The organism is Paenibacillus sp. FSL H3-0286, from assembly GCF_045040705.1.
Lineage (GTDB): Bacteria > Bacillota > Bacilli > Paenibacillales > Paenibacillaceae > Paenibacillus_AQ > Paenibacillus_AQ odorifer.
Window position 1 is genome coordinate 6,527,780 of the sequence record NZ_CP150285.1, and the last position, 15,361, is coordinate 6,543,140.

Annotated in this window: 11 protein-coding genes; 2 read left to right on the forward strand and 9 right to left on the reverse strand. The window is 46.7% G+C overall.

Features of this window, described 5'->3' with window-relative positions; all coding sequences use genetic code 11:
• Positions 1 to 143 precede the first annotated feature (143 nt).
• From MHB37_RS29200 to MHB37_RS29225, 6 genes are all read right to left on the reverse strand, one after another.
• Positions 144 to 3,152, reverse strand: a complete 3,009-nt coding sequence (locus MHB37_RS29200; protein ID WP_405168770.1) for an efflux RND transporter permease subunit — start codon at positions 3,150 to 3,152, stop codon at positions 144 to 146.
• Positions 3,153 to 3,429: 277 nt separating this feature from the next.
• A complete protein-coding gene (locus MHB37_RS29205; RefSeq protein WP_405168771.1) occupies positions 3,430 to 4,584 on the reverse strand; it encodes a cation:proton antiporter in 1,155 nt (384 codons plus the stop codon).
• A 223-nt stretch (positions 4,585 to 4,807) separates the two neighbouring features.
• Positions 4,808 to 5,131 (reverse strand): L-rhamnose mutarotase, encoded by a 324-nt coding sequence (locus MHB37_RS29210; RefSeq protein WP_038573529.1) that lies wholly within the window; start codon positions 5,129 to 5,131, stop codon positions 4,808 to 4,810.
• Positions 5,132 to 5,253: 122 nt separating this feature from the next.
• Positions 5,254 to 6,414: an ABC transporter permease gene (locus MHB37_RS29215; RefSeq protein ID WP_405168772.1), complete on the reverse strand. Its 1,161-nt coding sequence runs from the start codon at positions 6,412 to 6,414 to the stop codon at positions 5,254 to 5,256.
• The gene (locus tag MHB37_RS29220) at positions 6,407 to 7,579 is read right to left on the reverse strand and encodes an ABC transporter permease (protein ID WP_405168773.1); all 1,173 of its coding nucleotides are present in this window, start codon (positions 7,577 to 7,579) and stop codon (positions 6,407 to 6,409) included. Before MHB37_RS29220 ends, MHB37_RS29215 begins: the two co-directional genes overlap by 8 nt.
• Before the next feature lie 17 nt (positions 7,580 to 7,596).
• On the reverse strand, positions 7,597 to 8,532 hold the full coding sequence (locus MHB37_RS29225) for an ABC transporter ATP-binding protein (protein WP_339188693.1): 936 nt from the start codon (positions 8,530 to 8,532) through the stop codon (positions 7,597 to 7,599).
• Between the two features lie 164 nt (positions 8,533 to 8,696).
• Here MHB37_RS29225 and MHB37_RS29230 point away from each other — a divergent pair, with 164 nt between their 5' ends.
• Positions 8,697 to 9,854 carry a sensor histidine kinase gene (locus tag MHB37_RS29230; RefSeq protein ID WP_076279161.1) on the forward strand — a complete coding sequence of 386 codons (1,158 nt, stop codon included), beginning with the start codon at positions 8,697 to 8,699 and terminating at the stop codon, positions 9,852 to 9,854.
• Positions 9,855 to 9,871: 17 nt separating this feature from the next.
• On the forward strand, positions 9,872 to 10,525 hold the full coding sequence (locus tag MHB37_RS29235; RefSeq protein ID WP_405168774.1) for a response regulator: 654 nt from the start codon (positions 9,872 to 9,874) through the stop codon (positions 10,523 to 10,525).
• 500 nt (positions 10,526 to 11,025) lie between these two features.
• On the opposite strand, the gene MHB37_RS29240 is transcribed toward MHB37_RS29235, so the two are convergent.
• From MHB37_RS29240 to MHB37_RS29250, 3 genes are all read right to left on the reverse strand, one after another.
• Entirely contained in the window at positions 11,026 to 12,336 is a 1,311-nt protein-coding gene (locus MHB37_RS29240) for a PDZ domain-containing protein (RefSeq protein ID WP_280753170.1), read from the reverse strand.
• 114 nt (positions 12,337 to 12,450) lie between these two features.
• Positions 12,451 to 13,917, reverse strand: a complete 1,467-nt coding sequence (locus MHB37_RS29245) for a S41 family peptidase (protein ID WP_280753171.1) — start codon at positions 13,915 to 13,917, stop codon at positions 12,451 to 12,453.
• A gap of 124 nt (positions 13,918 to 14,041) precedes the next feature.
• The gene (locus MHB37_RS29250) at positions 14,042 to 15,340 is read right to left on the reverse strand and encodes a murein hydrolase activator EnvC (RefSeq protein ID WP_076123826.1); all 1,299 of its coding nucleotides are present in this window, start codon (positions 15,338 to 15,340) and stop codon (positions 14,042 to 14,044) included.
• Between the last annotated feature and the right edge of the window lie 21 nt (positions 15,341 to 15,361).

A 15,361-nucleotide genomic window follows, 5' to 3' on the forward strand; every position in this document is an offset into this window, starting at 1 on the left:
CAATCTGGCAAAGCGCCTTTCAGCCTTTCCTAAACAAAGTTTTGGCTATTAGTTTAGACAAGCTGATTCCATAATTATAAGGATTTGTAACAAAACAAAAAAACGGCAAGCCCCATTAACCCGGAGGCTTGCCGTTTGCTTATTTAAAGCGCCGGAGCATTAGTTTTTTCTGCTCCTTTACGCTCTTTTGCCGATTTACGGAAGTAGAACAACTCGTAAATCGCCGGCACTACAATCAGCGTAAGCAGTGTTGCTGCGGTTAAACCGCCAATGACTACAATCGCCAAGCTTTGCGAGACGATGCTGCCCATCTCGGCATGGCCGAACAGCAGCGGTGTCATGGCGCAGATGGTGGCGATCGCCGTCATGAGAATCGGACGCATCCGTGTTCCGGCAGCTTCTAGAATAGCCTCGTGGATACTCATATTGGCTTCATTTTGCTTAATCCGGTCAATGAGCACAATGGCATTCGTAACAACAATACCTATTAACATCAACGCCCCGAACAGAGCTGTGAAGTCAGGCGTTACACCGGACACGATAAGTCCAACAATCGCACCAATCGCCGCGAGCGGTAAGGAGAACATAATCGCCAGTGGAGCCCGAAGGGTTTTAAAGGTGAGTACCATAATCAGATAGACCAACCCGATGGAGATCAATGCCGTCATGCCCAAGTCGTTGAAATCCTCTGACTGATCAACTGACGCTCCGCCTGCAAATAAGGTCACGCCTTTCGGAAGTGTAAGACTATCGGTTTCTTTTTTAATATTCGCACCGATCTCAGATACCTTCTTCGGATCAACCTCTGCTGTAATTCGTACATACGGCTTCCCATCTTTATGGAACAACATTGCCGGTTCATTCCGAACCTCGTAAGTTGCGAGCTGAGACAGTGGCTTCGGCCCCTCAGCCGTCATGAGCGTCAGCGCTTTTAAATCCTGCTCCGTTTGCGGCTGAACCATAGGATCTAACACTACACCTGCTGCGTCACCATCGAGCTCAATTTGCCCCATTGGAATCGGATTAAGCATCGCTGACAGCTGCATTGAAATCTCTTGCGCATTACTTTGCGCCGGATCTACCTTAAAGGAAAATACAGGTTTCGTGTCCTCCATATTGCTGCTGACTTTTTGAATTCCCTCTACGGTCTTCAGCTTAGCGGTGACTTCTGTTGCTACAGTAGTAATATCTGTAAGATTATCTCCGACAATATCAATATATTCACTGGTAGAGCTGGATCCCATCATACTCATTTGGTTAGCAACAAGTGTTGCTCCAGTGTATGAATCTTTTACCTCACGAACATGATCAATAAAAGCCTGAGCATCTGCACCTTTTTTCATAACAACGGTATAGTCCACTAAGGTTTCAGAGGTAACACTCCCCCACTTAGCGGCGTCCGCACTATTCCCTGATTGCATGATTACCGTTTCTGCTTGTGGCTGCTTCATCAAATCTTGTTCTAACTGCTTTCCCTTTTCCAAAATATCTTTGACAGGAACATCCTTCGGATAATTCATCTGAACAGAAACATAGCTGGCATCCGAAGCATCGAGCGCCCCTTTGGGCATAGTCACATAAGCAGCAATGGAGCCAATCAGAAGCAGGAGACCCAACGATAAGCTAACCCATTTACGGCGAAGATTCCAGTCCAGAAAGCGGATAAACCATTTAGAAGGTTCGTGTTCTTTCATTGATGTTCTTCTCAGCAGCCATGAGCTTAAAAGAGGAACAACCGTCAAAGCTACTACGAGTGAAGTAAGCAATGAATAGGTCACTGTTAAAGCAAACGGCAGTAGGAAAGCTTGCAAACTACCACGCAAGAGACCCATCGGCAAAAATACTGCTACGGTAGCAATGGTTGATGAGGTAATCGCTCTAGCCACTTCCCCAGTTGCACTAATAATCATTTCTCGGGAAAAGGGTTCTTTTTGCAGCCTACGGTAAATGTTCTCAATCACCACGATACTATCATCGACCAAACGGCCTACCGCAACCGCGACTCCCCCGAGTGTAATGATATTCAAGCTTATGCCGGAAATATTCAGCAGATATAAGGTGACTGCTAACGAAAGTGGGATGGATACTGCCGTAATCAGAGTAGCCCGCAGGTTACGCAGGAACAACAGAATCACAATCGTCGCAAATAATGCACCTAGCAATACCTCACGCATCATACTGTTCACCGAGCTAACTACCATATCCGATGTACTGAATACCACTGCTGCTTCTGCATTAGGAATGGTTGTATTAATATGATTTACGGCAGCCTGAATGTTATCTCCGACACTGACTGCATTCGCATTAGCCTCTTTGGTCACTATGGCGAATAGAACGTCTTTCCCGTTCGAACGGCTGACACTTTCCTGATCCTGCTTCAATTCGACAGCAGCGATATCCTGTAGCTTAACGCCCGCAGATACAGGAAGCTTTTTCAAAGTATCCATACTATCTATCGTAGAAACTACGTTAACATTGCCGGTCTGCCCACCAATCGTTTGCTCCCCAAGGGATGCCGATACATTACGTCCTTGAAGTAAACCTAATACTTGTGGAGTCGTGACTCCCTTCTCAGCCATTAATTTCGGGTCCAGCTTAACGCTGACCTGCGGAGTTACCTTACCATATAAAGCAACGTTCGCCACCCCTTCAGCTTTTTGCATCTCTGGAATGATAGTTTCTTCCGCAAGCTTAAGATTCTCTTTAGTCAGGCCGTCGTCAAAAGCAAGAGTAACCTGTGATACAGGAATCATGGAGGTATTCAACTGAAGTACAAAAGGAGCCATTACCCCTTCCGGGAACTTCAATGAATCGACGACCTTCTGAACCTCCTGCGCAGCATCCTTCATATTCGTTTTCGAATCATAAAAAATATTTACCTGCGCATATCCGTCTCCGGAAGTGGACAGTATTTCCTTCTTCCCTTTCACAAAAGCTGCTCCAGCTTCTATCGGCTTCGTTACATTAGTCTCCATAGCATGTGTATCCTGGCCAGGACCCAGCACAGTTACAGTCACTTGAGGATTATCCGCCTCTGGCATAAATTCCATCGGTAGCGAAGTGTAGCTCATCCCTCCCACCACAAGAGCCATGACTACTAAAAGCCCCACCGCAGCCTTGTTACCGAACGACCATTTTGTTAACCATTTCATTTTCTTTTTCCCCTTCCACTCCACATGATTTCTGGCACTCCCCTTATGTCTGTTTGATTATGTATTAATTTCCATCCCGAGATTTAGTTTAGTCATTTTTGGCTGAACTCAAAACAGCCCTACGGCTGGTTTCGTACTCAGTCTTAAGACGGGGAACTTTCCCCTTCTGTAGACAGATCCCCGTCCTTTTTCTTCATGATGGCAACTGGAACGTGAGCATAAAAAAAGAGCCCCGTTAGCCATATAAATGACCAACAGGACTCCCTTTTGTTATGGTTTATTTCCCTTCCGCACGTACTGGATCACGGAACATAAATTTCAATAGTGGCGGCGTTACAAGTGTAGTTACAATGACAACAATAATGACCGAAGTAAAATACTGTTGCTGTAACAAGCCGCTTTGCAGCCCTGTGGCGGCAATGATCAACGCAACTTCCCCCCGTGAAATCATCCCAGACCCAATAATGGCAGACGAGCGGTTATCAAAGCCTGTAAGACGCGCACCCAGACCGCCACCAAACAGCTTGGTCAGAATGGCAACAACCGTAAGCAAGATCACGAAGCCTATTTGACTGCCTACTCCTTCAAAGGAAACACTAAGTCCGATACTTACAAAAAAGACCGGCACAAAAATCGAATAAGCAATCGGCTCGAGCTTGGATTCTACCGTGTGCTTAAAGGAAGTTTGCGAGATAGCAATCCCAGCCGCAAAGGCACCAATGATTCCTGCCATCCCCATGATTTCAGCAAAATAGGCGAATGCGAAACAAATCATTAACGCTGCTGAAATAATCGCCTCTGTCACCTTCAACGGAGCCATCCATTTCATGACCCGAGGAACAATGAACCAGCCGGCAATAATCGCTACGGCAAAGAACAACACCTTTTTCCCAATTAAAAGACCAATAGAAACGTCTGCCCCTGTACCGAAAAAGCTCATCAGAACAGCGAGCAAAATAACAACTAGAATATCATCTACTACGGCAGCCCCCAGAATTGTAGAGCCTTCACGTGTGTTCAGCTTATTCATATCTTTTAACACCTGCACCGATATGCTGACCGATGTTGCACTAAGAATAACGCCCATAAACAAAGCATTATGATAAGCAAAACCAAACATTTCTCCTAAGGCGAACCCACCCAAAAAGGGTAATATAATTCCACCGACGGCTACTGCAAAAGCTGATTTCCAGTTCTTGCGCAATTGATCCAGATCCGTCTCAAGCCCCGCTATGAACATTAACAGTAGAACACCGATCTCAGAGATATAATGAATAAACTCTCCATCCTGAACCCAGCCCAGTACCGCAGGCCCCAGTATGATTCCCACAATAAGCTTACCTAGCACAGCTGGTTGCCCAAGCCGCACAGATAGATCACCAGCTACTTTGGTGAACAATATGATCAGCATAAGATATAAAATAAACTCCATCTTTCAATCCACTCCCTTGTTGTATATAAGAACTGCCAACCAGGAGCTTCTCCAAGCCAAAAAAAGACAAAGAGGAGCCCTTGTTGACAGGCTCCTCCAAAAAACAAATAATTATTCAATTTAACTTTATAAATTATATTATACCTATATTTAAAATAACTGTAAACCAGATGCGCCGATAATATAAATTATGCACATTTGATTTGTTCTAGAATTGAATTGCTTATTTCAGATAGAACACTTCACGTAAGGGCTGCATAGGCACCTCATCATTGAAATCAAATGAACCTTCAACCATCTTAGAGGTAATCGCATTCCAGCGGTTGCAAGCATCACTTTTGGCAATGTAATCAAAAGCCGCCTTACTATCCTCACACTCATAACAGTAAAAAAATTGATTGCCATTCTGAAAGATGGAATAGTTAGAAATACCAGCCTTACTGTGCTCCTCCAAAATTTCTGGCCAAGGATTTAAATGCATAGCTACATACTCCTCTAAACATTCTTCCTTCACCCGCCATGTCCAAGCCAATTTATTGCTGCTCATCTGCTCATCCTCCTAGAAATCCCCTCTTTTACACATATTAAGAACTAGGGACATTTGATACCTATTATTGTACCTGAATAGAGTAGTCCAAGCTATGCATATCTATATGATCTGTAAATTTTTTAAGCGTTAATTCCGGCTTCACTCGGACGTAGAATAGCAGAACCAATCGCCAGCAGCACCGCGGCCATAAGACCCAAGATGGCAAAAGGCAGCCATAATTCATTCCAGCCTCCACCTGTAGCAGCGATATCGATCGCTTGGATCGCCCATTTTTGCGGTACAAAATTAGCTGCCTTCTGCATATAATCCGGCATAATGGATAACGGCCAGAAACAGCCTCCAAGCATACAGGTCGGGGTCAGGATCAGCGAATTAAGCATGCCAGTATTATTGGGATTGCGAATCAGACCTGCTACCGTACTGGCTAAGCCCATGGAAACGAGCATAAATGCTGCAAGAACCAAAAAATACAAGTAGAGCGGTAATCCAAAGTCAAACTGCAGTACATAACGGCCCAAAGCAAGTACTACAACAATTTGAATTAACCCAACAATGAAGCTTCCCAGAAAATTACCGAGGGCAATCTCATACGAACGAACCGGGGCACTGAACATACGTTTCATCGTTCTTTCTCTTCGATCATCCATAATAAGCGACACTGAACTTGTAACCAGCCCCATTAAAAACATCAAAGTAAATCCTGTGACGATGCTTAAGCCCTCTTTTGGATATAAATCATAATCTGTTCTTATACTGCCTACACTATGTTGCTCTGCTCTCTGCATTACGGCAGCAAACTGTGAGTCCGAGTCCGTAGCCTCAGCCCGAGCTGCTCCAATTAGTCCAGCAGTGTTTCGCATTTCATCAGCAATTACACTGATTTTCATTTTTACCATAATGGATGTTTCGGTAGCCTTAAGCTCATACACACTAATTTGCGGCTCTTCTCCAGCAAGCAGTGCGGAGGTGAAGTTTTGCGGTATCAAAATACCGGCTTCTCCGTTCTGATCGATAATACTCTCCCTCAAATCAGCCTCATCTGTCTTCTCTACCAGCTTATAATCACCGGTATTCTCCAGCTCGGTAAGCAAATGTTTGCCCGCTGCACCATCGTCCATATTCGAATATAAAATAGTAGCCGGTCTCTCACCCATACTTCCACTAATTGCTACTACCCCGGCCACGACAAGACATGGCAGAAGAATATACGAAAGCAGCCCATTCCGAGAACCAATCGTTCTTTTCACCATATTCCAAGCAATCGTTAAGATCTTATCCATGGTAACCTACCTTCCGGTACGAGATAACCGCTGCACTGAATAGAACCAGACAGATGATCGACAAGACCAGCAGATTCGGCAAAATCTCTGAGACCTCTGCATGCAGCATCATTTTTAGAACAGCTTGTAGTACCCAGTGATTCAGGGTAAATGCCCCGACCGAGTTCACCCATGATTCCGGAAGTGGAGCCATCCCTCCACTAATGAAGGTCATGACCACAGTGATAACATTAACAATACTTCCTGCACTTGCTTTAGTTTTGCTAAACATTGAAATAACAATCGATAATGTCATGGAAGCTATGATCATTAAAAGACAGAAGAGCAGCAGCAAGCCCGGACGATTGCCCCAATTTACGCCAAACAACAAATGAGTCAGGATAATAATCGCTGCGCACTGCACTACACTTACAACCCCTACGCCTAGCATTTTACCAATAAACAGCTCAGAACCTTTTACCGGCATTGAGGTTATTCGGAAGAGGGTGTGATTTTCTTTTTCATTAAAAAGAGAGCTGCTGACGGTCAAACCGCTATATAGCAGAAACATCAGCATCATGGATACCGCATAGAATTGGGAGGCTGTATAGGATCGGCCACCTTCACTGAGCGCCCCAACCTTAACAGAAGGCTGCTCTCCCAAACTTGATGCAGTAGCAGTCAAAGCTTCTGGACCCAACGTCATAGCTACGGATTGCTTATAGTTAATATTGTTCAAAAAGTTATCGAATACCGTCCCCGCAACCATGTTATCTGTCCGATCTTTGCCCAGAACAAACTCTAACTGTGCAGTTTCGCCGCTTTGTACTTTCTTATCGAAGCCTAGGGGAACAATAACCGCATAACCATATTTCCCGGCGCGCAGGCCACTTTCCGCTGTCTCTCGGCTCCCTACTTTGACCGGAATAATGATATCCTTAAGCTCCCGCGTCTTCAAAAAGCTGTCTATCATCGCCGAGCTTTCATACCCTTCTCCAGAAAGATTAACTACACCAACACGTACAGGGTCAATCTTAGACGCTGCCTTATCACCGATTACACTGGAGAGGGAAGCACCCAGCAGAAAGATCAAAAGCAGCGGTAGCAGAAACATATTAATGATGATTGAGCGTGAAATAAACAGCCTGCGAAGCTCATAAATCATAATTGTCCAAATATTTCTCAAAACGTTCTCGCCCTCCTTTAATCGCGCAATGTCCGTCCTGTCAAACTAAGGAATAATGTCTCCAGATCCGGCTCCTCAATATTTAAAGAACCAATAATGCCTTCATGTTTAGCAAAAATAAATAAGATATCCTGCAGCTCATCCTGTGAGGAGGGGAGATACATTTCTACCGTTCCCTCTTTACTTTCCACTCTCGTGATCCGCGGGTGTAGACTAAGCTCATTGATTAGCTCCGGGGTGATGTTCGTTGCTTTGACCACTATTTTTTCTTCCTGAGAAACCCGTTCCCGCAGCTCCTTTTCCGTGCCACAAGCAATGATATGCCCCTTATCCATAATCGCTACCCGATCACAAATGGCTGCAACCTCTTCCATATAATGACTAGTGTAGATGACGGTTGAGCCAAGCCGATTCAGCTCTTTGACCGACTCAAGGATATGATTACGAGACTGCGGATCAATCCCTACGGTCGGCTCATCCATAATAATCAGCTTTGGATGATGCATGATGGCACAAGCGATATTCAAACGTCTTTTCATCCCTCCGGAGAAGGTGGCTGGTTTTTCTTTGGCCCGGTCACTAAGTCCTGTGAAAGCAAGAGCTTCCGCCACCCGCTCTTTCAGCAATTTTCCCCGCAAGCCATACAATCTTCCGAAAAAAGTTACATTTTCAGCTGCTGTCATTGTATTGTACAAAGCCAAATCCTGCGGAACTAAGCCGATCTTTTTCTTAACCTCCAGTGCATTCGAAGAGACTGATAACCCATCAATAACAATGTCTCCACTATCAATCTTTAGCAGGCCGCAAATCATACTTATAGTTGTACTTTTACCTGCCCCGTTCGGGCCTAGCAGGCCAAAGATCTCTCCTGCTTGAATCGTAACATTCACATGATCTACCGTTAATTTGTTCTCATACCGTTTCACCACATCGGTCAACACCGCGATTGCCATCTCTTATCTCCCCTGTCGTGTGTGCTTCTATATTTTCAATTTTATTCTAGGTTGAATTTTTGCGGATGTACGAAAGGTCATTTTTTGAAGGTGACTAAAGTCATCTCCTGAAGTAGTGGGATAATATGCTAAGATTATTAAAAAACATAAAGGATGACTAAGGCGTGCCCAGAGAGCTAAACTTATTGCGTTACGGACTCATCTTAATCCCTGCGTTTATTACCATTTATGTCTATCAATATAACGATTATGGAATCTTCACGCTGCATATCCTGATGCTTCTATTCCTTGTGGTCATGGTGCCAAAGCTCCCTCGATCCATTCATGCTTTGATTAGTATCATTGAAATCTTGTTCACGGCCTGGTTATGTTATCAATATGGCAGCATGATGATTTTCCCCGCTATATCAGCACTGCTTTATTATTCCAGACTCCAGCCTAAAGCAGTGCCTTACGTGTTCACAGGTGTACATCTGATAGCTTTGAACGTTGCACTCCAGAATTCTCCATCGCTCGTAGTGACTTACATTAACCTTTCATTTCTGCTCACTGCCTACCTAAATAAGCTATTATTGAAAGCTGGCCAGCGGCGCGAAGACACTCTTCTTCTATATGATGAGTTGCGCAAAAAGCATTTCGAGCTTGATGAAGCTCGCAACCGCCTGCTGGAGTTCAGCGCGCAAGTAGAAGAGTCTGCCCAGTCCAAAGAGCGCGTCCGAATCTCACGCCAGCTCCATGACGATATCGGCCACCGGCTAATCCGGATTAAAATGATGATGGAGGCCGCCCTCCAGACCTTGCCCACCTCTCCCGAGAGTGGAATGCAAATGATGGAACTGATTCGTGACCAGCTGTCGGCCAGCATGGACGATATGCGGTCCGCAGTTAAACGTATCAACTACACCCCGAAGCTTGAGGGAGCTTATGCGTTAGACCGGCTGCTCGAAGAGATTGGGCGTGAGACGGGGATCGAGACCTCATACCAAGTTCAGGGCATACCTTATCCGCTCTATCCTAGTATCCAAGTGATCCTGTACAAAAACGCCCGTGAGGCTATAACCAACGCCTTGCGGCATGGAAAAGCAACGTCCATCCGGATCAAAATTGACTACGCGCAAGCAGGAATCACTATGGAGGTTAGCAACAATGGATCACTTCCAGAAGAAGAGAAGCTCCGCAAATTATTGGGGAGTGGTGGGGACGGGATGAAAGGCATGTACGAGCGCACTCATCTGATCGGTGGAACACTCGAACTAAGGCAGGAGCCACATTTTACAGTCATTACGCGGCTGCCCATTTATAAGCAAGATGAGATTGTATAACGAAAGGAGCCATGCTAATGATTAAAGTGTTAATTGTTGATGACGACCCCTTTATTCGCCAAAGTCTGCAAGTATTGCTAGGGATGGACCCAGATATTGAAGTTGTTGGAGCAGCTTGTGAAGGTAACGAAGCCTTGGAATTACTTCAAGAAGGATTAATGGCCGATTTGGCTCTGATGGATATCCGCATGCCCGGCTGCGGTGGCGTTGAAGGAACGGAGAAGATTAAGCAGGCTTTTCCGCAAATTGCGATATTGATGCTGACCACCTTCGACGACGATGAATATATCATTGAGGCACTACGTAACGGAGCTAGTGGATATTTGCTCAAAAACATACCGCCAGACCGGATCATCCAAGGCATTAAAACGGTTTTTGAAGGGAACATGCTTATCCACCCTGATATCGCCCGCAAGCTGGCAACCTTTCTGCAGCCTACGGCACGGCAAGAATTGCCACAGTTACAGCCACTGGAATCCTTCGGATTGACCAAAACAGAGCTGGCTGTAGTGGCTTCTATCGCTGAGGGGCATAGCAACAAAGAAATCGCCGGACAGCTTTTTTTAAGCGAGGGCACCGTCAAAAATTACATAACGGATATATTAAGCAAATTAGAGCTCCGCGATCGTACGCAAATTGCAATTTTTTATTTGAAGAATAGGCAAGGTTGAACTAGTAACATATAGCATATGAATAGTCCACTGCCAAAGTTAGTTTTTCTTACGGACTCCAGTGACGCGCTGCTCCTTGGACGCGGGTTCGGACTCCAGCGACGCTGCTCCTTGGGCGCGAGTTCGGACTCCAGTACCGTTACTCCTTGGGCACGGGCTCGGGTTCGGACTCCAGTGACGTTACTCCTTGGGCGCCGGTTCGGACTCCAGTGACATTACTCCTTGGACGCGGGTTCGGACTCCAGCGACGCTATTTACAATTTTATCGGCGTTTGAGCAGAGTTTCGGACCCCAGCGACGTTATTCCTCAGAAAGAGGCTCATTTGGGGTGTTTTTGATGCCAATAGCGCCTTTTGGGTCCGTTACCATTCTAAAAAAGCGAAAATGCTGTGATTAGGGGCAACTGGGTCCGATAGCAACTTCTCGCACGCGAAATTACCATCTAATCAAAAACAAAGATGCCCCATTCACCATTTCATGGCTTATGGGGCATCTTCTAGTTATCCTTCCGCTGATTCCTGCTTGGCTTCAGTGGTTTTTTTTCGTTTAAGTTGGCCGTCCGGAAGGTTCCGACTGCGTATGCCTGTCTTCATCCCGATGATGCTGTAGATGCTGGAAGGCTTCGCCTCAGCGGTAATCATCCCATCTGTCTCCGGCACCAAAATAATACCGAGCTGATGGTGATCCCCATCATAGATCGGGCTTTGAAGGTATTTGCTCTCCCCTTCACGGTTCAGCACCTCCAGCTTGCAGAACGCTGGATTCATGCGCAGCGCCTCATGTAGCTGCGCCGCATCGGTCAACAGGACCCCGTTGACCTTCAGTAAGATCTCGCCGGGCAGGATGCCCAGCTCCTGACCGGGACTGCCCGGCAGCACGGCCAGCACTTTGCGGCCGCGCGGTGGATGCACGAAGATGGGGCTGATGCTGCGCTCTTCCAGAGCGCTGTACCAGCTTAACCCTTCGTGCAGCACAATAGCTGCGAGCGCCGCGACCAGAGTCAGCGGGCTCCACCAAGCGGCAAGCAGGCTTAAGCCGAGCAGGACGATGCTGTAGATCAGCAGCCGTCCTGCAGTGCGGGCCGCCTTGCGCCCGGGCAGCATGCCCTGTGTCATCTCGCTGAAGCCGATGATGACGGGCAAAGAGACGATGCCAAGGCTGCCGCCGAGCAGCGAGTGCCATGGCAAATCCGTTCCTGCTCCCGATGGGAGCAGCAGGAACAGCGGCAGCGGCCAGAAGGCCTGCAGCTGATAGCCGCCGACGACCATGCCGCGCTTCCCCTTCAGGAAGAGCGGCGTCGCAAGCTTGGCCCCTTGTCTGCGGGCCAGCAGTGCCTCCGCCATGTGCAGCAGCGCAGCTAACACTAGCAAAGCAGGAATATCCATCTCCCGTATGGCGATGTTAATATTCCCTACCGTTCCACTATCTAAAGCATCTGGAAAGAAAGAAATTACAAATTGAATGATACCTAACAAGCCTATAGAATACGCGAAGCACAAATACCGTACACGCAATAGCGACAACACGAGACTAACTACCCAAATGCAGGCTACAGCCGTACCTGATAATGATATTCCTAGCAGAACGGCTGCTATAGAGACGACCAAACCCATGACTAGACCACTCCATACCGTCCGCCACGTTTCCTGACCCCAGCTATGTAATTTCACATGTATCAGCTTTCGTTCTAATGCCACCTGCCTACGGTAATATAACGCAATAAATATAATAGCAATGTAGTAATACGGCTGGATCAATAAGTGTAAGAACGCAGTGCCCAAGCTTCCTAACAGTTCCTGAATCACATTCAAACTGTTCGTCACACTCCTTTTCGTCCGATGACTGATTTGTATATATTCTAATTCCTCTACGTCGGTTGGCATTTTCATATCTAAAAGAAAAAAAGAAGGCTGAATTCAGCCTTCTTACTTTTTCGACGCTGCCGCCTTAATTTCCTTCTGAATCTCAGCAATCCCTTTATTCCGTTGGTTGTCGTGAGCAGGGTCTTGAATGACCTTGATCAGCGCTGCTTCCAGCGCCTCGGCTGTCTTGGCGTCAATTATGCCTGTGACTTGGAGCTTTGCTGTACTTTGGAACTTCTTCACTGCGTCCTTAGTGCCAGCATCGAAATAGCCATCTTTACGTCCAGGCTTGTAACCCAAACCGTCCAGCATCGTCTGTGCACTCTTCACATCAGCGTTGTTCATATTATATTGCAGCGCCACGCTCTTGTTAATCGGAGCCACCGAGAAGTAATCCGGCTGCGCTACCGCGATATCAGGTTTAATGCCCTTACCGTGGATCCATGTGCCGTCTGGCGTAAGCCATTTGGCAATGGTAACTTTCAGCAAGCTGCCGTCTCCAAGCTGTTTGTCAAAGCTCGTCTGCACGGTACCTTTACCGAAAGAATTGTCACCGATTAGCTTAGCTCCTGCCGACTGCTGCAAAGCACCCGCCAATATTTCCGAAGCACTTGCGCTACCTTTATTCATCAGCACGACCACTGGATAAGCTTTACTCGATCCTTTTGAGGTACTAACTTCGCGTTTTTTGTCTTTATATTCTATTTGCACTATAGATTTTCCAGCTGGAACGAATTGCTCTGCCATTTCAATAACAATCGGAAGAACACCACCTGGATCATTACGGACGTCAATAACAAGTCCCTTCATGCCTTGCTTCTCCAGCTTCTCCAGCTCTTCCTTGAATCGTTCTGCGGTATTCAGGGAGAACTGCGTAACCTCGATTACACCCACATTGTCTTTTTCCATGGTAGCGTAGACTGTTTCGAGCTTCACATCATCCCGGGTAAGAACAAATTCGAGTGGCTCTACAGAGCCGGAACGTTGTATTTTCAAAGTGGCCTCACTGCCCTTAGGACCGCGAATCTTGGCAACAGCTGCATTCAGCTCCATGCCTTCCAGCGATTCACCGTTAACGGACAGAATAACATCTTTGGCCTGAATCCCAGCTTTCTCAGCAGGTGAGCCCTTGATCGGAGAGACCACGACTACCTTGCCATTATCCGAAGAGACCTCCGCACCGATACCTGAAAAGGAACCCTCAATGCTTTCTTCGAATTTCTCAGCTGTTTCTTTGCCCATATAGTTGGAATAAGGATCGCCCAGCGCTTCCATCATACCGTTGACAGCACCGTCTATCAGCTTCTCCCGATCTACTGTCTCGTAGTAATTGCTCTCAATCAGACTGAGAGCAGTTCCAAGCTTCTGGGATTCCTTCTGCTGAAGGCCAGTAACCTGCAATGCTGAGGCCAGTCCTTCTCCTGCAGCTTGTCCGATAACATGACTATAACCCGTCACGCCCAAGGTCACCAGACTACCGCATAGCAGGGCGGCGATAATCATAAACGCCGCTGTGCTTTTTTTTAACATGATGTTCCCACCGTCCCTTCTTGTCCATCTCGCAAACAACTCCATAAGTCCGTCCTGAAAGGTACGGTATCTCTTCCAGTATATGCCGTACGCTCAAATAATATGAGTTATAAGTTCTTAAAAATTAGAGATAAGGCATCGGATTTACTGTCTTGCCGTCGATCCGAACTTCAAAATGGAGATGGGGGCCCGTCGAATTACCTGTAGAACCGGATTCAGCAATCACATCCCCACGATTGACTCTATCCCCAGGACTAACCTTGATACCACCTTTACGGATATGTCCGTAGAGGGTCCAAACTCCGCCGCCATGATCAATAATTACACAATATCCATAGCCGCTATACCATTCAGCTACGATTACCGTTCCCGAATCAGCCGCATGAATATTGGTTCCTTGTGGAACTGCAAAGTCTACCCCGGTGTGTACTTTCCCCTTCTCCCCCGTAATAGGGTGTGTCCGTGGTCCGTAGGAGGAGGAGATTCTTGCCGAGCCTACAGGGAGCAGGAAGGGTCCATCTCCACCAGCATACGCGGTTGAGGAGCTGGAGCTTGAACTGCTGCTTGCCTTGCTGGCTGCGGCTTTCTTGGCAGCTGCTGCTGCCCGGCGTGCCGCTTCTGCTTTGGCGGCTGCTGCTTTGCGCGCTGCTTCCTCAGCTTTAATCTTATCCTTTTGGGTTTCCAAAGCAGAACGTTCGCTTGCCAGCTTAACCAGCTTCTCGTTCTGCTCTTCACTTAGATCATCGCTTTCTTGAATCTGCTTATCATAAAATGCGATAAGCTCCTGCTTCTCCGCTTCCTTCTCTTTCAGCAGGCTTCTCTGATTTTCCAAGGAGGTGTATAACTGCTTGGCTTGAGCATATTGCCCCTCAAGCTCCTGCTTTTTCTCTACAACTGTCTGCTTGTCCAGCTTGTGTTGGACTAACAGCTCCTGATCCTGATCCACAATCATCTTAAGCGAATCGGTGCGGCCCAGAAAATCAGAGAAGCTTGTCGATGAGAGCAAAACATCTAGGTAAGATACCGCTCCATCGGTGTACATCAACCGGACACGGGATCCTAAGAGTTCTTCTCTTGAGGCCACTCGTGCCTCTGCTTCATCCAATTCCGTTGCTGTAACATTAAGAGATTCTTCTGTGTCGGAAATTTTGTTAGAGATTTCGGTCATTTTGCCTTTAACTTGATCCACTTGCTGCAATACATATTGTAAATTGATATTTGTCTTATTCTTATAGTGCTGCGCTTCCTGCGTTTGGGACTCCGCTTTCTCTTGCTGCGCCTTAGCTTCCTGCACCTCTTGTTGCAGCTGCTTTAATTGCTTATCGATTTCGGCAACACTTGTTTTTTTGGCATATCCATCAGAGGGTTGGAATATAGTGACAGCTAGTAACATTACGGCTAGTCCGGCGGCAATCTTCTTCAACTCGCACTCCCCATCCTTCAC